23 protein-coding genes are annotated in these 20,512 nt (G+C 65.5%); 9 read left to right on the top strand and 14 right to left on the bottom strand.

Features of this window, described 5'->3' with window-relative positions; genetic code table 11:
• Positions 1-9 precede the first annotated feature (9 nt).
• Positions 10-1,440, top strand: coding sequence for an aldehyde dehydrogenase family protein (locus tag KUV49_RS14215; protein WP_222450513.1), 1,431 nt, complete (start codon positions 10-12; stop codon positions 1,438-1,440).
• Between the two features lie 164 nt (positions 1,441-1,604).
• On the opposite strand, the gene KUV49_RS14210 is transcribed toward KUV49_RS14215, so the two are convergent.
• From KUV49_RS14210 to KUV49_RS14200, 3 genes are read right to left on the bottom strand one after another with little or no spacing between them, the layout of a single operon-like run.
• Entirely contained in the window at positions 1,605-2,222 is a 618-nt protein-coding gene (locus KUV49_RS14210) for a hypothetical protein (RefSeq protein ID WP_222450512.1), read from the bottom strand.
• Positions 2,219-2,971 (bottom strand): hypothetical protein, encoded by a 753-nt coding sequence (locus KUV49_RS14205; RefSeq protein WP_222450511.1) that lies wholly within the window; start codon positions 2,969-2,971, stop codon positions 2,219-2,221. The genes KUV49_RS14210 and KUV49_RS14205 overlap by 4 nt, the downstream gene beginning before the upstream one ends.
• A gap of 27 nt (positions 2,972-2,998) precedes the next feature.
• Positions 2,999-4,606, bottom strand: a complete 1,608-nt coding sequence (locus KUV49_RS14200) for a peptide chain release factor 3 (protein WP_222450510.1) — start codon at positions 4,604-4,606, stop codon at positions 2,999-3,001.
• A 222-nt stretch (positions 4,607-4,828) separates the two neighbouring features.
• Between KUV49_RS14200 and KUV49_RS14195 the strand changes: the two genes are divergently transcribed.
• Positions 4,829-5,203 (top strand): nuclear transport factor 2 family protein, encoded by a 375-nt coding sequence (locus tag KUV49_RS14195; protein ID WP_222450509.1) that lies wholly within the window; start codon positions 4,829-4,831, stop codon positions 5,201-5,203.
• A gap of 6 nt (positions 5,204-5,209) precedes the next feature.
• Here the strand turns inward: KUV49_RS14195 and KUV49_RS14190 are convergent, their stop codons facing one another.
• Positions 5,210-6,226 carry a Hint domain-containing protein gene (locus tag KUV49_RS14190; protein ID WP_152492791.1) on the bottom strand — a complete coding sequence of 339 codons (1,017 nt, stop codon included), beginning with the start codon at positions 6,224-6,226 and terminating at the stop codon, positions 5,210-5,212.
• A 172-nt stretch (positions 6,227-6,398) separates the two neighbouring features.
• On the opposite strand from KUV49_RS14190, the gene KUV49_RS14185 reads away from it, so the two are divergent.
• From KUV49_RS14185 to KUV49_RS14160, 6 genes are all read left to right on the top strand, one after another.
• Complete coding sequence (locus tag KUV49_RS14185) at positions 6,399-7,178, top strand: SDR family oxidoreductase (RefSeq protein WP_222450508.1); 780 nt, start codon at positions 6,399-6,401, stop codon at positions 7,176-7,178.
• Positions 7,179-7,286: 108 nt separating this feature from the next.
• Positions 7,287-8,657, top strand: a complete 1,371-nt coding sequence (locus tag KUV49_RS14180; RefSeq protein ID WP_222450507.1) for a sodium:proline symporter — start codon at positions 7,287-7,289, stop codon at positions 8,655-8,657.
• Between the two features lie 176 nt (positions 8,658-8,833).
• Entirely contained in the window at positions 8,834-9,064 is a 231-nt protein-coding gene (locus KUV49_RS14175) for a twin-arginine translocase TatA/TatE family subunit (RefSeq protein WP_152498062.1), read from the top strand.
• A gap of 8 nt (positions 9,065-9,072) precedes the next feature.
• A complete protein-coding gene (gene tatB / locus KUV49_RS14170; protein WP_222450506.1) occupies positions 9,073-9,714 on the top strand; it encodes a Sec-independent protein translocase protein TatB in 642 nt (213 codons plus the stop codon).
• Positions 9,711-10,730 carry a twin-arginine translocase subunit TatC gene (locus tag KUV49_RS14165; RefSeq protein ID WP_222450505.1) on the top strand — a complete coding sequence of 340 codons (1,020 nt, stop codon included), beginning with the start codon at positions 9,711-9,713 and terminating at the stop codon, positions 10,728-10,730. The genes tatB and KUV49_RS14165 overlap by 4 nt, the downstream gene beginning before the upstream one ends.
• 11 nt (positions 10,731-10,741) lie before the next feature.
• On the top strand, positions 10,742-11,566 hold the full coding sequence (locus tag KUV49_RS14160) for an ATP-binding protein (protein WP_261391216.1): 825 nt from the start codon (positions 10,742-10,744) through the stop codon (positions 11,564-11,566).
• 299 nt (positions 11,567-11,865) lie between these two features.
• On the opposite strand, the gene KUV49_RS14155 is transcribed toward KUV49_RS14160, so the two are convergent.
• The 5 genes from KUV49_RS14155 to KUV49_RS14135 form a co-directional block, all read right to left on the bottom strand.
• Positions 11,866-13,008 (bottom strand): peptidoglycan DD-metalloendopeptidase family protein, encoded by a 1,143-nt coding sequence (locus KUV49_RS14155; protein WP_261391215.1) that lies wholly within the window; start codon positions 13,006-13,008, stop codon positions 11,866-11,868.
• Positions 13,009-13,120: 112 nt separating this feature from the next.
• Entirely contained in the window at positions 13,121-13,774 is a 654-nt protein-coding gene (locus tag KUV49_RS14150; protein WP_222451012.1) for a protein-L-isoaspartate(D-aspartate) O-methyltransferase, read from the bottom strand.
• A 5-nt stretch (positions 13,775-13,779) separates the two neighbouring features.
• Positions 13,780-14,562 carry a 5'/3'-nucleotidase SurE gene (gene surE, locus KUV49_RS14145; RefSeq protein WP_222450502.1) on the bottom strand — a complete coding sequence of 261 codons (783 nt, stop codon included), beginning with the start codon at positions 14,560-14,562 and terminating at the stop codon, positions 13,780-13,782.
• Between the two features lie 289 nt (positions 14,563-14,851).
• The gene (locus KUV49_RS14140; RefSeq protein WP_222450501.1) at positions 14,852-15,169 is read right to left on the bottom strand and encodes a DUF1801 domain-containing protein; all 318 of its coding nucleotides are present in this window, start codon (positions 15,167-15,169) and stop codon (positions 14,852-14,854) included.
• Between the two features lie 275 nt (positions 15,170-15,444).
• Positions 15,445-16,098 (bottom strand): SDR family NAD(P)-dependent oxidoreductase, encoded by a 654-nt coding sequence (locus tag KUV49_RS14135; protein WP_222450500.1) that lies wholly within the window; start codon positions 16,096-16,098, stop codon positions 15,445-15,447.
• 110 nt (positions 16,099-16,208) lie between these two features.
• Here KUV49_RS14135 and KUV49_RS14130 point away from each other — a divergent pair, with 110 nt between their 5' ends.
• Entirely contained in the window at positions 16,209-16,775 is a 567-nt protein-coding gene (locus tag KUV49_RS14130; protein WP_222450499.1) for a biotin transporter BioY, read from the top strand.
• 137 nt (positions 16,776-16,912) lie between these two features.
• On the opposite strand, the gene KUV49_RS14125 is transcribed toward KUV49_RS14130, so the two are convergent.
• From KUV49_RS14125 to KUV49_RS14105, 5 genes are all read right to left on the bottom strand, one after another.
• Complete coding sequence (locus KUV49_RS14125; RefSeq protein ID WP_222450498.1) at positions 16,913-17,335, bottom strand: DUF1284 domain-containing protein; 423 nt, start codon at positions 17,333-17,335, stop codon at positions 16,913-16,915.
• A 39-nt stretch (positions 17,336-17,374) separates the two neighbouring features.
• Positions 17,375-17,638, bottom strand: coding sequence for a hypothetical protein (locus KUV49_RS14120; RefSeq protein ID WP_222450497.1), 264 nt, complete (start codon positions 17,636-17,638; stop codon positions 17,375-17,377).
• Positions 17,639-17,821: 183 nt separating this feature from the next.
• Positions 17,822-19,300 carry an amidophosphoribosyltransferase gene (gene purF / locus KUV49_RS14115; RefSeq protein WP_222451011.1) on the bottom strand — a complete coding sequence of 493 codons (1,479 nt, stop codon included), beginning with the start codon at positions 19,298-19,300 and terminating at the stop codon, positions 17,822-17,824.
• Positions 19,301-19,455: 155 nt separating this feature from the next.
• Positions 19,456-19,902: a DMT family transporter gene (locus tag KUV49_RS14110; RefSeq protein WP_254701655.1), complete on the bottom strand. Its 447-nt coding sequence runs from the start codon at positions 19,900-19,902 to the stop codon at positions 19,456-19,458.
• Positions 19,903-19,912: 10 nt separating this feature from the next.
• The gene (locus KUV49_RS14105; protein ID WP_222450496.1) at positions 19,913-20,512 is read right to left on the bottom strand and encodes a CvpA family protein; all 600 of its coding nucleotides are present in this window, start codon (positions 20,510-20,512) and stop codon (positions 19,913-19,915) included.

Below are 20,512 nucleotides of genomic sequence, written 5' to 3'. Positions count from 1 at the left end.
GACCCTACAATGAAGAAGAATCTGATTGCCGGCGCCTGGACCGGCGCCGCCGACGCAACCTCCAACTCCAACCCGAGCGATCTTTCGGACGTTATCGGGGATTACGCCGATGCCAGCGTAGAGGACGTTGCCGATGCCGTCAGCGCCGCACATGCTGCCTTCGCCAGCTGGGCGCGAACGTCGCCCGAGTACAGGTCGGACATACTGGAGCGCGCGAGCGCGGAGATCCTTGCGCGCAAGGAAGAACTCGGGCGGCTATTGTCCCGGGAGGAGGGGAAAACGCTTGCTGAAGGCATCGGTGAGGTTACCCGTGCCGGTCGAATTTTCCGGTACTTTGCGGGCGAAGCACTCAGGATCACTGGTGAGCGCCTAGACTCGGTGCGTGACGGAATAGATGTCGAGATACTGCGCGAGCCTGAAGGCGTGATCGGCGTGGTCACACCTTGGAACTTCCCGATCGCAATACCCGCGTGGAAAATTGCCCCCGCTCTCGCTTATGGCAATACGGTCGTTTTCAAACCCGCCGAGCTCGTTCCAGGTTGCGCGTGGGAACTAGCCGACATCCTGAAGCGCGCGGGTCTACCGGCCGGTGTCTTGAACCTCGTTATGGGGCGCGGAGCGGTGGTCGGCGAAGCGATCGTGCGATCGCCTCTCGTCAGGGCGATCAGCTTTACCGGATCGGTCCGAACCGGGCGGCAGATCCGATTGGCATGCATGGAGAACGGCAAGAAAATGCAAATGGAGATGGGCGGTAAGAACCCCCTCATCATCTGCTCCGATGCTGACCTGGATACTGCGGTATCGGTGGCGATCAACGGCTCGTATTTCTCCACTGGCCAACGCTGTACGGCCTCAAGTCGTATTATTGTCGAAACCGACGTTCACGACAGATTTGTCGAACGGATGATTGCACAACTTGCCGACCTGCGTATCGACCACGCCCTCGACCCAGCCACCGATATCGGGCCGGTTGTCAGCGAAACCCAGTTTGAGCAAGATATCGATTACATTCGCATTGGGCAGTCAGAGGGCGCGAACCTTGCATTCGGCGGAAAGGCACTGGAGCGAAAGACCAAAGGGTACTTTCTGGAGCCGGCACTATTCACCGACACGAACAACGGCATGCGCATAAACCGGGAAGAGATTTTCGGGCCGGTTGCATCAGTTATTCGAGCGGGCGATTATGAAGAGGCCGTCTCGATCGCCAATGATACTGCATTTGGCCTGTCGTCCGGAATCTGCACGACGTCCCTTTCGAAAATGAACGATTTCAAGCATCGGTCGGCGGCAGGCATGGTCATGGTGAATACCCCGACTGCCGGTGTCGACTACCATGTCCCTTTCGGCGGCCGCAAAAGTTCATCACATGGTCCAAGAGAACAGGGCGCACACGCGCGCGACTTCTATACGAGTTTGAAGACGGTTTACGTCACTTCTTGAAACGTTCGGGTGAGTTCACAGCTAAACGCTCTCCATTAAGTCCGGGCAAGTACACACCTTAAATTTCTGAGATCTAAGGAAGATTTGTTCCGACGGCACCCAGTGAGAACGTATGACACAAGAAGGATATCCCTCCGGCGGGGATATTTGGAGCCAGGGGAAGATCAGGAGCGGTCCTGTGTGGCCGAGGGGTGCGGCACGGGGCGGTACCCGGCGGCCAGCGTGGCGACGGTCGAGGCCGGGGTGAGCACGGTCGCGGGCCCCGTGCTCCGGGGCAGGGCGGCGGTGTAGCCGCCGGGGGCGTAGCGCAGGACATGCCCGCCCCAGACCAGGTGCGGCGCGTCGCCATTCAGGATGAAGGCGCCGTCAGGCAGGCTTTCAAGCGGGGCGGTGTGGCGGACCTGCGCGCGCCTGCGGGTGACGCGGTCACGGTGCATCAGACGGTCGATCTCGGCCAGTGTCGCAGTGCCGTTGGCCGCGTGGAAAAGCGCAACGAAGCGTCGATGCGCGGCGCGGCGGCATTCGCCGCAGGGGCGGTGACCGGCGGCAAGCGCCGTGGGCTCGTCGAGAAAGAAAAGCTCGGTGTAGGCTCTTGGCTGCATGAGCTTGCGACGGCGGTCCTTGAAGTCCAGCAGGCAGGTGACCCAGTGCGGGTGGCGCCAGCGGGCCTTTCCCAGCTGCCGATCGGCGTCGTGCAGGATGCCGCGATTGCCCATGAGGGTGCCGCGTTCGGGCGTGGCCGCGATCTCGCCGGTGGGCAGGACGCGGTTTTGAAGGGTCACGGTTGCTTCCTGGCGCGACGCTCTGCCCGTGCGGCCTTCATCCGCTGAACCCGGGAGAAGACGGTACGCGTGTCGGAGACGACCAGCCGCAGCATCGCGCGGGCAAGGGGGGCGATGGTCGCGTCGGCCTCGGACAGCAGCCAGAGCCGGGCGAGCATGTTCTTGTCGAGGTCGCCCGACTTGAAGGAATAGCGGGTGACCGCGAAGGGCATGCTGTGGCGCTTTTCCCCGGGTCGAAGGCTGAAGAGCTTGCGCCCGGAGAGCCCGCTGTAGCTGCGTTCGCTCTCGTAGAGCTTGATCGTGTCGAAGAGCACCGAAAGCCCCATTCCGCAGGCGCGTTGGTCGCCGGTCCGGCCATGATCCGCAAAGGTGGTGGCGGAGGACACCATCCAGCGCACGGGCATGTCCTTGACCAGGCGTGCGCCATGCTCGGACCACAGGCGGAAAAACAGGGTCAGGGCCTCATCCGGCGGATCCCGCCGGCGCAGCACCGCGATGAGGATCGCATTCAACACATGCGCCTCGCTGCAGCCGGCCAGTTGAGCGCTGAAATCCTCGTGCTTTTCATGGATGTCGCGCGTCTTCCGGCGCGGTGGCACGGGGCCGGGGGAAACGGTTGCGTGGAAGTAAGGAGAAAGGTCCGCGTCGACTGGCGGCAGCAGGTCTTGCCAATTGGTGAACTGGGTGCGCTTGCTCTCGAACCGCCTTACGAGTGAGGCAAATCCGCCGGGGTAAACCTGGTCATCCATCGCGCCAGAATGATGCGAAGAGGCCCGTCACACCATCATTTCCTTGGTCGCCGACAGCTTGATCTCGGGGTAGTCCCGCTCGACGCGGTCGATGTCCCATTGCAGGCGGGTGAGGTAGACCGTGTCGCCGTCGTTATCGAGTGCGATGTGCTGCTTGTTGGCATTGATGAATTTCTCGACCGCCTCTTTCGGGCCGTGGACCCAGCGGGCGGAGGTGAATTGCGACGGCTCGAAGCGGACGGGCAGGCCGTATTCCAGCTCGATCCGGCTGCCCAGGACCTCGAATTGCAGCTGGCCCACGACGCCGACGATGAAGCCCGCGCCCATGGTGGGTTTGAAGACCTTGGCGGCGCCTTCCTCGGCGAATTGCATCAGGGCCTTTTCCAGGTGCTTGGCCTTCATTGGGTCGCCCGCGCGGCAGTTCTGCAGGAGTTCCGGCGCGAAGGAGGGGATGCCGGTGACGCGCAGGGCCTCGCCCTCGGTGAGGGTGTCGCCGATGCGCAGCTGTCCGTGGTTCGGGATGCCGATGATGTCGCCGGCCCAGGCCTCTTCGGCCAGTTCGCGGTCGGAGGCGAGAAAGAGCACGGGGGCGGAGACCGTCATGGGCTTCTTGGAGCGCACATGGGTCAGTTTCATGCCGCGTTTGAAGTGCCCGGACGCCATGCGCACGAAGGCGACGCGGTCGCGGTGCTTGGGGTCCATGTTGGCCTGCACCTTGAAGACGAAGCCGGAAACCTTTGATTCCTCGGGTGAAATCTGGCGCGGCTCGGCGGATTGCGGCTGCGGTTCCGGCCCGTAGGTGCCGATGCCGTCCATCAATTCCTTGACGCCGAAGGAGTTGATGGCGGAGCCGAACCAGATCGGGGTCATGTGGCCTTCGAGCACCGATTGCGGGTTGAGATCGGGCAGCAATTCGCGAGCCATTTCAACGTCTTCGCGCAGTTTCTCGACAAGGTTGGCGGGGACGTGATCGGCCAGTTTGGGGTCGTCCAAGCCGTTGATTGCAATGGATTCCGCGACCTTGTTTCGGTCTGCGCGGTCCATCAGTTCGAGCCGGTCATTGAGCATGTCGTAGCAGCCGATGAAATCGCGCCCGACACCGATGGGCCAGGACGCGGGCGTCACGTCGATCGCCAGCATTTCCTGTATTTCGTCAATGATTTCAAAGGTGTCGCGGCTTTCGCGGTCCATCTTGTTGCAGAAGGTCAGGATCGGCAGATCGCGCAGGCGGCAGACCTCGAAGAGCTTCTGCGTCTGGCTTTCCACGCCCTTCGCGCCGTCGATCACCATGACGGCGGCATCGACCGCGGTGAGGGTGCGATAGGTGTCTTCGGAAAAGTCCGAGTGGCCGGGCGTGTCGACGAGATTGAAGCGGAATCTGTTGAAATCGAACGACATTGCAGATGCCGAGACGGAAATGCCCCGGTCCTTTTCCATCTGCATGTAGTCCGAGCGGGTGCGTCGCGCCTCGCCCTTGGCGCGGACCTGTCCGGCCATCTGGATGGCGCCGCCGTAAAGCAGGAACTTCTCGGTCAGGGTGGTCTTGCCGGCATCGGGGTGGCTGATGATGGCAAAGGTGCGCCGCCGGGCGATTTCGGCCGGCAGATCGGGGCGATTTGGGACGGTATCCAACATGAGCGACGCTATAGAGGCGGCGCGGGGCAGGTGCAAGATTCGGGCGTCGGTATCGCGTCGGTATCCGGGTGGCATCGCGTCGGTGTCATTTTGGTGTGCCAGGGCGATGCTGTCAGGATGTGGCCAGAGGCGGCGCCCGGCATCGAGACGCCAGTGGACCGGACGGGCCGGGGATGGCAGTGTCGGAACATTGCGAGAACACACATATGGGAGATCCGAGAGATGGACATGATGCAGGTCGCGAAGGAACTGGTGGCCGGGTGCCGCGAGGGCCGGGCGAAGGAGAACCTGGACCGGCTTTACGCCGCCGACGCGGTGTCGGTGGAGGCCGTCGACATGGGGCAGGGCCGCGAGACCCACGGGCTGGACGGGATCCGGGCCAAGCACGAGTGGTGGGAGGGCGCGATGGAGATGCTGGAGGCCGAGGTGACTGGGCCGATGTGGCATGGCGACGACCGCTTCGCGGTAATCTTCCGCTCGAAGGTCAAGGAGACGGAGACCGGCAAGGTGTCGGACATGGAAGACGTCGGCGTCTACACCGTTGCGGACGGCAAGATCGTGCGCGAGGAGTTCTTCTACACCTATTCGGAGGTGTGAGGCAGCCTAGCGCGTCGAGGCGGCCTTGAGCAGCTTGGCCATGTCGGGCCGGACCTCGCCCTCGTTCACCTCGAATTCGAGGTGGGTCCGCCTGGCATGGCCGCCGCCGGGCAGGGCGCGGGCCAGTTCGTCGTTGAGCTCCTGCGGCAGGACGGCGCGGGTGCGCGTGTCGACCAGCAGGGTCTCGGCGGCGATGCCTTCGGCATAGATGATCTGGTGGGTGTCGAAGAGAAGCTGGTAATAGTCGACGAAGCCGCCATCCTCCTGCACCACGGTGTCGCCGTTCACCAGGTGGCGGGCGCGGATCAGAACCTCGGACCGGCCGGCGCCGAGCGCGTCGGAGCGTTGATAGACGAACAGCCGGTGATCGGGGCTGACCAGCAGGTCGCCGGTGTTGTTCATCACGCCCGCGCGGATGCGGATGGGCGAAAACTCTCCCACGGCGCGCACGGTGGACTGGCCGATCCAGCGCACCGGCTGGGGGCCGTCGTCGCGGGTGAGCACGCGGTCGCCGACCTTGAGATCCTCGATCGGGGTCTGGGCGCCGGAGGCCATGGTGATATGCGTGCCCTTGGAAAACGACACGCAGGCCACCTCGGCGAATTTCTGGCGGGCGTTGACGGTGTCGATGCCCACGAGGCTGTAGCCGGTGCGCGGTTTCAGTTGCGCCAGCGGGTGGGCATAGACCTGGGCCACGTCGCCGGCGGCGTCGACCTCGACCAGGATCAGGATTTCGGAGGTCTGGCCGTTGGCGGACATCACCGTCAGGCAGCTGTCGAGATGCACGGTGGCGCCGGGTGTGCCGAGGCGGGAGCCGTCGACGACGGTGAGCGCGTTGCCGTCGCCGGGGGCCAGCGACAGGCGGTGCAGGCGGGCGCCGACGCGCAGGTCGTAAGTGTCGTCGAGGTCAAGCTCGTCGGCGAAGGATATGGAATCGCCAAGATTGGCACCGTTGATGACCGTGAAATCCGCCGCCCGAAGGACGGGGATGGCATAAGCCGGACGATCTGGGCCCTTGGTCATGATGTTCCTTTTGCCTGTTGCGGTCCGTTGGCGGACCCGCGCTGCCCTGACTGGACGGCATAGCCTAGGATTGTGGCGTCATGTGGTCAACACGGCGACGCGTGCGGGGGTTTCGCTGGTCCTGAAAGGGGCGGAAATGCTAACTGAGGGCAAACGATCGGGAGAGACTATCATGGACCTTGGAATAAAAGGTAAACGCGCGCTGGTCTGCGCGTCGTCGAAAGGGCTGGGGCTGGGCTGTGCCCGGGCGCTGGCGGAGGCGGGCGTGAACCTGGTGATGAACGCGCGGGGGGAAGAGGCGCTGGAGGCGTCGGCCGAGGCCATTCGCGGCGACTTTGGCGTGGAGGTGACCACCGTGGCCTGCGACGTGACCACGCCAGAGGGGCAAGAGAAGGTGATAAGTGCCGCGGAAGGCGTTGATATCCTTGTGACAAACGCGGGCGGCCCGCCGCCGGGAAAGTGGACGGACTGGGACCGCGAGGATTTCATCAAGGCGCTGGATGCCAACATGCTGACGCCCATCGCCTTCATCAAGGCGCTGGTGCCGGGCATGATGGAGCGGGGCTGGGGCCGGGTGGTCAACATCACCTCGCAGAGCGTGAAGGCCCCGATCCCGGTGCTGGGGTTGAGCAATTCGGCGCGCGCGGGCCTGACCGGATATGTCGCCGGCACGGCCCGTCAGGTGGCGGTAAAAGGCGTTACGATCAACAACCTGCTGCCCGGCATTCATGCGACAGACCGGGCCGATTCGCTGGACAAGGGCGTGAGCGAGGCGCAGTCGATCAGCCTTGACGAGGCGCGGGCGCGACGGGCGGCGACGATCCCCGCCGGGCGCTATGGCACGGCCGAGGATTTCGGCGCGACCTGTGCGTTCCTGTGCAGCCGGCACGCGGGGTTCATCGTGGGGCAGAACATCCTGCTGGACGGTGGCGCGATCAACGCCACGCTCTAGGGCGCGCACACGGGCGATCACGTTCGCGTCGGGATGCGCGAAGGGTCTGGCGCGGGTGCAGGGGCGCTGCTAACGATTCGAGACCTGGATCGAAGAGGAGCAGCGTCCGTGCAAACCACTGCCATCATTGTCATTTTCGGGCTTGTTCTGGTGGCGAGCCTTGTGGTGGCCCCGCGCCGCGCGACGGTCGAAGGGTTCTTTGGCGGCGCGAGTGAGACAGGGCGTGCGCCGACGCTGTGGGTGCTGGTGCTGAGCCAGGTCACGACATGGATTTTCGCGCGGTCGCTGATGAATTCGGCGATCCTGGGGTACTTCTATGGCATCTGGGGCGTGCTGGCCTATGCGACCTACTACGGCTCGTTCCTGACCGGCGGTTTCATCGTGGGGCGGTTGCGGCACGCCGGTGCGGGATCGGTGCAGGACTGGCTGCGCGGGCGGTTCGGGGGCACGGGCACGACGCTTTACAACATCGTGATCGCGCTGCGGCTGTTGTCGGAGGTATTCGCCAACCTGCTGGTCGTGGGCTTGATCTTTGCCGCGGCGCTGCCCGGGGTGGGCATGGCGCGCGAGGCGTCGATCCTGCTGGTGGCGGGGCTGGGCCTGGCCTATAGCGCCTGGAGCGGGCTGAGCGCGGCGTTGCGGACGGACGTGGTGCAGATGCTTGTTTTCCTTTTGGTTTTCGGCGTGGCCTTCGTGGCGCTGGTGACCGCGCCGGGGTTCGATCTCGGTGCGGTGCTGACGGCGGAGGGGGCCAGCGGGGCGTGGAATGGGCAAGTCCTGTTGCTGGTGGCGCTCTTGCAGGTGTTTTCCTACCCGGCGCATGACCCGGTGATGATGGATCGCGGGTTTCTCGCTGATGAGAAGACGACGCGCTTGTCTTTCCTGTACGCCTTCTGGATCTCGTTCCTGTGCATCCTGGGGTTCGGTTTCTTCGGGATCGAGGCGGCGCTGCGGGGTGCGCAATACGAAGGCGAGCTTCTGGGCACATGGGCGGGGATGTTCCCGGCCTGGGTCTATGTGGCGCTGCTGGTGTCGCTGCTGGTCAGTGCGTTGTCGACGCTGGATTCCGCGCTGGCCAGCGCGGCGCGGCTGATGGTGGACGAGCTGGGGCTGGCGCCGCGCACTCTGTCGGGCGGGCGCGTGGCGATGGTGGGCTTCATGGTGGCGGGTGCGGCGCTGACGCTCTGGGGCAACCAGAGCCTGTTTGACGCGGTGGCGGTCAGCGGTACGGCGAGCCTCTTTCTGACGCCGGTGCTGTTGGCCGGGCTGGTGATGGGGCGGCGGGTGCCGGTCTGGGCCTATTCGGTGAGTTTTGTGGCGGCGATGGCCGGCGCGGGGGCCTATTTGGCGCGGGGCGCCGTGTTCGCGCCAACGCCACTGGCGGAGTGGCACAAGTACGAGCAATTGCTCGCGATATGCGTGGTCGTGCTGGTGGCGGGCTTTGCCACGGTTTTCGCGTCGGCGCGCCGGATGGGCTAGGCGCCAATTTTTGCGCAAAAATTGGGCCGGAAAATTCGAATTTTCCGGCTGCGCCCCTGAAAAACCCGGGATCTGCGGCGGATTGGTTCTTCCAACCGGCGGCGCAAGGGCATAGATACGGTTGACGTACATCCTGCGGGACCCCAGAAACGGGGCCGGGATAAGGGAGACATATCATGCTGAACAACATCGGCCTTCCGGGGCTTTTGCTGATCGCGGTGGTCGTGCTGGTTCTTTTCGGACGCGGCAAGATCTCTTCGCTGATGGGCGAAGTGGGCAAGGGCATCACCTCGTTCAAGAAGGGCGTCGCGGAAGGAAACAAGGAAGTCGAGGACGCCAGCAACGACGCGGCGGACTCGGCCCGGGACGTCACGCCCGAAGACGACAAAGAAAAAGACAAGGCGTAACCCCTTAGATGTTCGACCTGGGCTGGACTGAGCTCATGGTGATCGGCATCGTCGCGCTGATCGTCGTGGGGCCGAAGGATTTGCCGGGCATGTTCCGCACCGTGGGACGGTTCGTGGGCAAGGCCAAGCAGATGGCGCGCGAATTCAGCCGGGCGATGAATGACGCGGCTGACGAGGCGGGCGTCAGCGAGGTGTCCAAGTCGTTGAAATCGGCCACAAACCCGGTGGGCGCGGCGATGGACGAGGTCAGGAAATCGACCGACAGTTTCACCGCCAAGACCATGGCCGGGCCTGCGCCCAAGCGGGCCGAGTTCGACGACGACCGCAAGGCGATGGTCGACAAGATCTCGAAACGTTCGGCCGAGATGGCCGAGGAGCGCAAGGCGGCGGAAGAGGCGGCCAAGGCCAAGGCGGCGGACCCTGAGGCGCCCAAGCCTGCGGCGGATAAGGCAGCTGAGGCCGCCAAGCCGGCGCCGGTCAAGAAGAGCCCTGCGAAAAAGGCGGCAGCCAAGACGGGGGCCCAGACAGGAGCCAAGGCTGCACCCAAGAAGGCTGCACCCAAGAAGGCGGCGTCGAAAAAGGCGCCTGCAAGCAAGGCGGCGGCGAAGAAACCTGCGGCCAAGAAGCCCGCCTCGGATAAACCTGCATGAGCGCCTCGGACGACGACGACATCGAGATGAGTTCGGCCCCGCTGATCGAGCATCTGGCGGAGCTGCGCACGCGGCTGATCCGGTCGGTGCTGGCGTTCATGGCGGGGATCGTGCTGGCCTTCGTGGTGGCCGAGCCGATCCTGCAATTCCTGCTGGGCCCGATCGAGGCGACGTTGCGGACGCTGGGCGACCCGTCGCCGACGCTGCAATATACCAGCCCGCAGGAATACCTGTTTACCCTCTTCCGCATCTCAATGGTGTTCGGCTTCATGCTGGCATTCCCCGTGATCGCGGCGCAGATGTGGCGCTTTGTTGCGCCGGGGCTATACCGCAACGAGAAGGCGGCGTTCCTGCCGTTCATCATCGCGTCGCCGATCATGTTCCTTTTGGGAGCGGCCTTCGCGCATTTCGTGGTGACGCCGCTGGCGATGAACTTCTTCCTGGGGTTCGCGGATGTGAGTTCGATCTTCGCCAACCTGCTGACCGGCGCCATTGGCGAGGTCGAGACGGTGGCGGACCCGAACCTGCCGGTGGTGCCCGACAACCTGGGCGCCGTGGTGCCCGAGACCGACGAGGGCATTCGCATCACCTTCTTCGGGAAGGTGAACGAGAGCCTGGATATCACACTGAAATTCATCATGGCCTTCGGCATCTGTTTCCAGTTGCCGGTGCTGCTGACGCTGATGGGCAAGGCCGGACTGGTCAGCGCCGAAGGGCTGGGCGGCGTGCGGAAATACGCCATGGTGGGTATCCTGGTGCTGGCCGCGCTGGTGACGCCGCCGGACGTGGTGACGCAGCTGATCCTGTTCACGGTGGTGTACGGGCTTTACGAGATTTCCATCTTCCTCGTGCGGCGTGTCGAGAAGACGCGCGAGCAGAAACTGCGCGCCGAGGGCGTGTGGTTCGAGGATGACGACGCCGACGAGGTGGACCCGATGGAAGCCGAGTTCGACGCCGACGACGAGGATGACGGCGGCGACCTGGACGATCTGGACGAAGACCGGAGCAAGACGTGACCTCAGACCCCATGGAACGGATCGCAGCCGCGCTGGAGCGGATGAGCCCGGCGCCTTTGGAGGCCCCCGATTTCGGCGCCGCCGACGCGTTCGTGTGGCATGTGGAGCCGGACCGGCTGCATCCCGTGCGGGACGTGAACCGGGTCGACATGGAGCTGCTGGTGGGGATCAACCGCTCGCGCGACACGCTGCTGGACAACACGCGGCATTTCGCCAAGGGCCTGCCGGCCAACAACGCGCTCTTGTGGGGCGCGCGCGGCATGGGCAAGTCGAGCCTGGTGAAGGCGGTGCATGCCGCCGTGCGGGCCGAGGGGCACGACCTGAAGATCGTGGAATTGCAGCGCGAGGACCTGCCGAGCGTGGGGCGGCTGCTGAACATCCTGCGGGGCAGCGACGCGCGGTTCATCCTGTTCTGCGACGACCTGAGCTTTGGCCATGACGACCAGCACTACAAGTCGCTGAAGGCGGTGCTGGATGGCGGGATCGAGGGGCGGCCGGAGAACGTGGTGTTCTATGCCACGTCGAACCGGCGCCACCTGATGCCGCGCGACATGATCGAGAACGAGCGGTCGAGCGCGATCAATCCCAGCGAGGCGACGGAAGAGAAGGTGTCGTTGTCCGACAGGTTCGGGCTGTGGCTGGGCTTTCATCCGTGCGACCAGGACGAGTACCTGTCGATGATCCGGGGCTATTGCGAGGCCCACGGGATCGAGATCGACGACGCCACGCTGCGGGCCGAGGCCATCGAATGGCAGGCGACGCGCGGGTCGCGCTCGGGCCGGGTGGCGTGGCAGTATTTCACCGACCTTGCGGGGCGGCGGGGCGTGAGCCTGTAGTCTATTCTTGAGTGTTTTTGGAACGATGAAACGGGCCGGAAGCCGTGCCTGTTTGATCGGTATCGCGGTGGTGGGGTGGAACTCCACCCTACGCTGACGCCGGCATTGTTGCTTCGGAGGCAATAGTATCGCCGAGTTCATTGCTGGCGCGGAATGAAGGGGCGGCCAGCTGCAAGGTGGCGGTGGCCGAGGCTGTCGTGTGCATGGTGGGGTAAAACCCCACCCTACGTTGTTGCAGCGAGCGCAATGATATCGTGGGAATTATTGATTGGCCGGGTGCGCGACCTGCCGTAGTGCGCCTATTGCAGGTACGGCAGGGGATCGACGCTGTCGAAGCCTTCGCGCACCTCGAAATGCAGCGCGGCGGTGCCTTCGCTGCGGATCGAGGCGAGTTGGCCGCCGCGGGCGATCTGCTCGCCCTTGGACACTCTGACCTTGTCGACATTGGAATAGACCGTCAGCAGGTTGTCGGCGTGCTTGACCACGATGATCGGCACGCCGTTGGTGTCCTTGGTGATGGCGGCGACGGTGCCGGCCTCGGCAGCGCGCACCGGCGTGCCGGCGGGGGCGGCGATGTCGATGCCGTCGTTGCGGCCCTTGGCATATTCGCGGATGATGTCGCCCTTGACCGGGTAGGCCATGCGCGCGTCGCTGCTGGCGCTGGCGGTGTTGGCGCCCAGATCGGGGGCGGCGGTGCTTTCCACGGGCTTGGCCGCGGGCTCGGTTTTCTCTTGCGGCAGCGGCTGCGCCGCCGAGGGCGGGGTGGGCGTGGGCGAGCCCTGGCCCGGCACGGTGGTTTCCAGCGAGGTGGTCTGAACCTCGTCGGGCGAGGCGTCGGGCAGGGCCACGGGGATCAGCAGGTATTGCCCCTCGCGCACGGCGAAATCGGTGCCGAGGCCGTTCCAGTCGGCCAGGCTGCGCACCGACACGTCGTAAAGCCGGGCGATGGTGAAGGCGGTTTCGCCGCGCTGGACCTGGTGGCGGACCGGCTCGACGCCCGACTGGCCGCGATCGAGGCTGCGGTTGGTCGTGCTGGTGCGGCCCGTGCTGGCGTTCTCGATCGCATTCCCGGCGACCGAGGCGATATCGACGCCCGCACGCGGCGTGAGCGGACCGCCCGCGGGTTCGGCGACGCGGCCGGGCAGGGCGATGATCTCGCCGTCGCGCAGGGTGTCGCCGGGCTGGATGCCGTTGTAGCGCGACAGTTCGGACACGTCGGCGCCGATGCGGCGCGCGAGGCTTTGCAGGGTGTCGCCCCGGCGGGCCACGGCGACCTGGTAATTGGGATAGGAGATGATGCCGCGGCTGTCGGGGGTCGGCCGGCTGGCGCTGGCGTTGCGGGCGGCCTCGGTCGTGCTGGGGCCGCCATTGCGCAGGTCGAGGTCGAAATCGTCGCATCCGGCCACGGCCAGCAGCGCCACGGCGCAAACGAGGGGTCGCATGGGGGTCTTGAAGTGGCTCATCTCGATCTTGTCCTCATCTCGCTCCCCTTGTTGGCCGGGGATCAAAGCAGAGACCGGGAGCAGCCCCGGCCATGATGTCGTTCCTGTCCTGTCAGTCCCGGCCCAGCCCTTCGAGCAGGGGCACGAAACGTACCGGGCGCAGTTCGTCGTAGTCGAAGCCGGTTTCGGACCTGGTGACCCGGATCAGGCTTTGCACCGCGTCGGACTGCCCCACGGGTACCACCATGATACCCCCGATTTTCAACTGCGCCAAGAGCGGCCCGGGCGGATCCTCGGCGGCGGCGGTCACGAGAATGCGGTCGAAGGGCGCCTGGTCGGGCAGGCCGAAGCTGCCATCCGCTGTCAGCGCGGTGATGTTGGTCAGGTCGAGGTCCTGGAAAAGCGTGCTGGCGTCGGCCACCAGCGCCTTGTGCCGGTCGACGGTATAGACGCGGCGGGCCAGCTGGCTGAGGATCGCGGCCTGGTAGCCCGAGCCGGTGCCGACCTCGAGCACCTTGTCGCGGGGCGTGACGCGCAGGGCCTGCGTCATCAGGCCGACGACGGAAGGCTGCGAGATGGTCTGGCCGCAGGCGATGGGCAGGGGCATGTCCTCGTAGGCGCGGGTGGCGAAATGGCCGCGCACGAAGGGGCCGCGGTCGATCTTTTCCATCGCCATGAGGACGCGCTTGTCGGTGACCCCGCGCGAGCGCAGCGCGAAGAGAAACTGCATCTTGCGTTCGGCGATATCGTCGGCATCCTCGGTCATCAGCGTCATTCGATCGCCTTGAGCGCGTCGAGCGCGTCATGCGCGGTGAGGTCGGCGCGCATGGGCGTGACCGAGATGTAGCCCTTGAGGTTCCAGTCGGCATCGGTGCCGTCGGCGGTGGGCTCGCCCTGCGGCGCGCCGGTGACCCACAGGAAACGGCGCCCGGACGGCGAGGTGGTGGGCTGCACGCCGAAGCCCATGTCGCGGCGGAAGCCCTGGCGGCAGGCACGGACGCCCTGCACCTCGGCGCCGGGTATGGGCGGGAAATTGACGTTGTAGAAGATGCCGTAGTCGTCGCGGGTCCAGACGCCCTTGTCCAGCAGGGTGCGCAGGGTTGAAAGGCCGTGCTGGCGGCTTGATTCGAACTTGTCGTCGAGATCGCGGTTGCGGGGGCCATAATACTGGCTGAGGGCGACGGCGGGAAAGCCCTGCAAGGCGGCTTCCATCGCCGCGCCGACGGTGCCGGAATAGACCGCGTTTTCGGCGGCATTGTTGCCGCGGTTGACGCCCGAGAGGATCAGGTCGGGGGGCGTGTCCTTCATCACGTCGTGGATGGCGGCCAGCACGCAGTCGGCGGGAGAGCCTTGCGCGGCGAAACGGCGCTCGTCCATCTGGCTGATCATCATCGGGGTGGTGTAGGAAATGCAGTGCCCGACGCCTGATTGCTCGAAGGCTGGGGCGACGGTCCAGACCTCGCCCGAGGGGCCGGCAAGGTCGGTTGCGATCTCTTCCAGAACGGCGAGGCCGGGTGCCGAGATGCCGTCGTCGTTGGTGATGAGAATGCGCAAGGGGCTGCTCCTGCCTGCAAGGGAAATTGGCGGGGTTTCGCCTTGTGTAGCTGCGCGGCGGGCGGGGAGCAAGCGCCGCCCGGCCCGACGGGACAGGGCCGGTCCGAGGCGCGACCACAGGGCAACAGGAGGCGCGTGTCGCGCGGGGGGCAGGCGTCGGAGATGAGTATTTTTGGCAAGAAAAAGCCGGGGGCGGGGAATTCGGGCCTGATGCCGCAGGGGCGCAGAGGGCGTGGAATGTGGGGGGGGGCGGCGCGAGCGGTCGTGGGGCACGCTCCGACCTTATGCTCTAGAGTTCCTGGCCGGGAAGCTTCAGCGCCTGGCGGACCCAGCTTGCGAGCTGATTGGTGTCGAGAGCGTCCCCCTCGTGAATGTTCAGGTACCGGACGCCGTCAACCTTGGAGGCCTTTGGCGGCATGGGGTCGAGCGAAGACCCGGTCAGGAAGGTGATTTGGACGTAGGTTCTGTAACAGTAGATCGCTAGAAACCAGCCGTCGTCTTTCCCGAAGAACGGCGTGTTCCATCGGACCTGCTTGCGGACTTCCGGAAAGACCTCCTGCACGGTGTCGTCGATCCGCTTGCCCAGGGCGCTCTTCCAGCCTGGCATGGCGGAGATATACGCTTGGACAGCCTCGTCGCCGTCTCCCTTCGGGATGTAGGGATTTGTGCTCGAGGAATGTGTTGGTTTTCCTGTTTCGGACATGCGCGGATAGTAGCACGGAGATCACGCAAGGCCGACCGTGGAATTGTCAAGGCATCCGACAGTTCGGGCCCGAACTGGAGATCGGTGATGTTCGACGGGGGGCGGCAACGCGGCGCGATTACCGAGGCTTGGGCCATTGGCGGCGCGGGAAACAGCCTGGTCGCCGGCTTGCCGCGGCGTCAGAGAATCTCCGGCAACAGGCGCGCGGCGACGTCGGGCGCGGAGGGCAGCGCCTCGCGGTCCTCGCCCGGAAAGAAGCGGGCGCGGGTCGCGGTGGCGATGGGGCCGGGGTCGATCACCTGCACCCTGGGGCCGAGCTTGACCGTTTCGGCTTGCCAGCTGCGGGCCAGGGCGGTCTGGGCGGCCTTGGTGGCGCCGTAGGCCCCGAAGAATTTCTGCCCGGCGCGGGGATCCTCGAAGAAGACGGCGCGGCCGGTCTCGCCCAGCAGCGGGCTGACGAAGCCGATGAGGCGGGCGACGGCATCGACATTGGTGTTGAGCGAATTGCGCCAGTCCTTGGCGTCGATCTGGTGCGTGGGCGCCATCGGGGCGGCGTGAACGGCGGTGTGGACCCAGAGGTCGAGCGCGCCCCAGCGGTCGTAGATCGACCGGCAGAGCTGGGCCATGGCGGCCTCGGTGTTGATGTCCATGGGCGCCAGCGTCGCCTCGCCACCCCGCGCCTTGATGCGGTCGTCCAACTCTTCCAGCGCGCCGGTGGTGCGGGCGACGGCGACGATGTGATGCGTCGGCGCAAGGGCCTGGGCGAGCGCCGCGCCGAGGCCGCGCGAGGCGCCGGTCACGAGGGCGAGTTTGCGGGTTGCTGCGTCATTCATGCCCTGCCAAATCTCATTCCGGCCGGGCAAGATCAAGTGCAATCCTCTTGACACTTGGCCGCGTGCGCCCAAAAAAGGCGGGTGAAACGAGGACAGGAAAGGACAGTGCCATGGCGGATACCGTTTTGAGCAAGGCCGTGATCGGCCACGAAGGTGTGACGAAGAAGCTGGGGCTGGTGATCGGCGGATCGCTGTTCATCGCCATGGCCGCACAGGTGAGCTTTGGCTGGCCGGTGCCGATGAGCCTGCAGACGCTGGCGATCCTGATCGTCGGGCTGACCTTCGGCTCGCAGCTGGGGCTGGCGACGCTGGTCACCTACCTGGGCTATGGCGCGATGGGCCTGCCGGTTTTCGCCAACGGCGCCTCGGGCGCGGCGCTGATGGGGCCGACCGCAGGGTTCCTGTACGGGTTTGTCGCGATGGCGTTCCTGGCCGGTCTTGCCGTGGAAAAGGGCCTGGCGCGGGGTGTCATGTCGACCGCCGCGGTTGCCATGGCGATTTCGGCGCTGCTGTATGTCCCCGGGCTGGCATGGCCGGCGCTGGTGATGGGCAAGACGATGCCCGAACTGTGGGCCGGCTGGATGGCGCCGTTCCTGCTGGGTGACGCGGTCAAGGCCGTGATCGCGGCGATGGTCGTCTGGGGCGGCTGGAAAGCGCTGCAGGCACGCAAGGGCTGAAACCCGACACACACGAATTCCGAAGCGCCGTCCCGGTTCGGGGCGGCGTTTTTCGTTTGGGCGGGGCGGCAGAATTTACGTAAATTCTGTGCCGGAAAATGCGGATTTTCCGGGGCGTTTTCTGCGCAGAAAACGGCTCAGGCGGTTTCGTGGAGGTCTTTCAAGGCGGCTTCGCAGAGGCCCAACTCCAGCCATTGGCAGCCGGCGCAAAGCTGCGAGAGCGCGCCGGGCGGGACGTTCTCCACGATACGGTTCTTGGCCTCGCCCCATGTCAGGCGGGTGCCGATGAAAAGACCGAGCGCTTTCGCGTGGCGGGTGTCGAGCGCGGTTATCTTGTCCTGCGAGGTGCAGAGCGTGCCGCGCCGCTTGGGGCAGGGGGCGCAGATGTCGTCGGTGGCGCCGACGACCTCGATCTCGACGTCATCGCCATGGGGCGCGCGCAGGCGACCCTCGACGATGCGGGCCATGTTGGCGGTGAACGCGTCGGAATAGCCCTTGCCCCGGAACCCCAGCGAGCAGAGGAAATGATGCGGGCGGTAGCGAAGGGGCGTATCGGCCATGCCGGGCATGTGCCCTGACGGGGCGGGCGCGGTCAAGCCTCAGCCGCGCGGCATTTCCAGCGTCGTGGTGTTGGTGCCGCGCATGAGAACGAGCTTGCCCTCCTCGATGGCGATCACCTTGGCGTTGCCGATCGTGGTGCCCTTGGTGACGGTCGCGATCTTGCCCGAGGCGGTGCGGATCAGCGCGCGGTCGCCATCGGGTTTCATGAAGGTTCCGAGCAGCGCGAGGCGCCCCGAGGGGAGCGCGTTCTTGTCGGTCGCCGTCTCGAGTGTTTCGCGGGGTGTGTCGGTCTCGGATGCCATTCTGTGCCTGTTCGCGTTGCGTGGGTGAACGGGCGGCATCTAAGGGCGACTCGGGGCAATGAAAACCCGGCTATGCAGGGATCGGCGGAATGGCGCTGCGTTGCAGCATGGGACTGGCGGAGGGGCGCTTATCCGCCCGTGCGGACGTCCTTGCGGAAGGCTGAGCCGAGAGGCAAGGCCGGCTTATTCGGCGGCCTTGAGCTCGAATCCCTTTTCGATCTGGTCGGAGGGCTCGACCGGGTAGTCGCCCGAGAAGCAGGCGTCGCAATATTGCGGACAGCCGGTGTCGCGGCCCTTGGCCTCGCCCACGGCGCGGTAGAGGCCGTCGAGCGAGATGAACTTGAGGCTGTCCACGGCGAGGTGGTCGCGCATCTCGTCCTCGGACATGGTGGCGGCCAGCAATTTCTCGCGGTTGGGCGTGTCGACGCCGTAGAAACAGGGCCAGGCGGTGGGCGGCGAGGCGATGCGGAAATGCACCTCGGCGGCGCCGGCGTCGAGGATCATTTCCTTGATCTTGCGCGAGGTGGTGCCGCGCACGACGCTGTCATCGACGAGGATCACGCGCTTGCCCTGGATGAGCGCGCGGTTGACGTTCAGCTTGAGCCGGACGCCCATGTTGCGGATCTGCTCGGTCGGTTCGATGAAGGTGCGGCCCATGTACTGGTTGCGGATGATGCCCATGGCGTAGGGGATGCCGCTTTCCTGGCTGAAGCCGATGGCGGCGGGGGTGCCGGAATCGGGCACCGGGCAGACGAGATCGGCCTCGACCGGGCTTTCCTTGGCCAGTTCCACGCCGATCTGGCGGCGGGTTTCATAGACCGAGCGGCCGCCGATGATGGAATCGGGGCGCGAGAAATAGACATGTTCGAAGATGCAGAAGCGCGAGCGGCGCGGGCGGAAGGGCCGGTGGCTTTCGACGCCGTCCTCGTTGATGACGACCATCTCGCCCGGTTCGATCTCGCGCACGAATTGCGCGCCGATGATGTCGAGCGCGCAGGTTTCCGAGCTGAGCACCCAGCCGTCGCCGACCTGGCCCAGCACCAGCGGGCGCACGCCCAGCGGGTCGCGCACACCGATCAGTTTGGTGCGGGTCATGGCGACGATGGAAAACGCGCCCTCGACCCGGCGCAGGGCGTCTTCCATGCGTTCGGGGATGTTGCGTTGCAGCGAGCGGGCCATCAGGTGGATGATGCACTCGGTGTCGGAATTGGACTGGAAGATCGAGCCGCGCTCGATCAACTCGCGCCGCAGGGCGTTGGCGTTGGTGATGTTGCCGTTATGGGCAATCGCGGCCCCGCCCATGGCGAACTCGCCGAAGAAGGGCTGCACGTCGCGGATCACCGGGTTCTTGCCGCCGGCGGTGGAATAGCGCACGTGCCCGATGGAGAGCGGGCCGGGCAGGGTTTCCATCAGCGACTGGCGGGTGAAGTTGTCGCGCACGTAGCCGAAGCGGCGGGCGGAGTTGAAGCCCTCTTCGGGATCGTGGGAGACGATGCCGCCGGCCTCTTGCCCGCGATGTTGCAGGGCGTGCAGGCCGAGGGCGACGAAATTGGCGGCGTCGGTGACGCCGATCACCCCGAAGACGCCGCATTCCTCGCGCAGTTTGTCCTCGTCGCCGGTGTCGCGCACCGCGTCGAAGTCGAAAGGATGGGCAGGGGGCATTTGCTTGTCGGACAAGGGGCAGCTCCGAATCCGTGGACGCTTGGGCACTAGATAGTAGGTCGGGGAGGATATGTCACGAAACTATCATGTGAAATTTTGCGTCGTGACGCGACGTGTCGAACGGGCGACGGTTAACCGGGTAAAAATGCGGGCCATCAATAGCGCGACAGGACCGCGCCCGCGGCAACCAGCATGGCGGCGAGCACGCGTTGCAGCGAGACATCGCGCGGCGTCAGGCCGAAGAAACCGAAATGGTCGATCAGCAGGGCGGCGATCATCTGGCCCAGGATCAGCACGGTGGTGGTGGTCAGCACGCCCAGGATCGGCACCGCCCAGAGCGCGGACCAGACATAGACCGCCCCGAGCGCGCCGCCGATCAGCAGGTACTTGGGCACGAAGGGCGCGCGGGCCAGGGCCGGGCCGTCGCCGTGGACGATCGAGAGCGCCAGAAGGATGAAGAACCCGACGCCGAACGAGATCGTGGCCGCCGCCAGCGTGCTGTCGATGGAGCGCCCCAGGGCGGAGTTGATCGGGGCCTGCATGGCGATGAAGGAGCCGCAGACCGCGATCAGGATCGCCGCAAAGAGGGGGGCGGAGGGCAAAACGCTGTGCCTATTGCTGTTGCGTTTCTGTGGGCTGGGGCTCGACGGGCTCGGCCGGGGCGTCGCAGGCGCTGACGAGGTCCTCGTATTTCTGGGTGATCCAGCCGAGCGCCTGTTCGGGGTTGCCGTCCTCGACCTTGGAGGTGAGCTGGGCAAAGACGCGGGCCGAGCGGCTGTCGTCGATCATCTGGATGTCCTGGCTGGTCACCACGGTCTCGTAGACGAAATAGGCGATGGCCACCAGGAGGACGCCGCGCGCCACGCCGAAGAGAAAGCCCAGACCCTGGTCGATGCCGCCGAGCGCGGAGCGTTGCACCACCGAGGAAAAGAGCGGGGTGATGAGCGAGGTCACGATGAGGGTGACGGCGAAGATCGCGGCGGCGGCGGCCAGCATGGAGAGCGCGCAGGTGTCGGCGAGGAATTCGCCCACCACGGGCACTTCCTTGACCAGCGGTTCGACCTGGGGCGCGAAGAGGAAGGCGAGGATGGCGGCCACGATCCAGCCGGCGATGGCCAGAAGCTCGCGCACGATGCCGCGCGAATAGGCCAGAAGTGCCGAAAGCACGATGATCAGCGCGACGATACCGTCGATGATGGTGAAGCCTTCCAT

The organism is Roseovarius atlanticus, from assembly GCF_019802205.1.
GTDB lineage: Bacteria > Pseudomonadota > Alphaproteobacteria > Rhodobacterales > Rhodobacteraceae > Roseovarius > Roseovarius atlanticus_A.
Note: the sequence above shows the minus strand (reverse complement) of the source record. Positions and strands in the feature narration are given on the sequence as shown.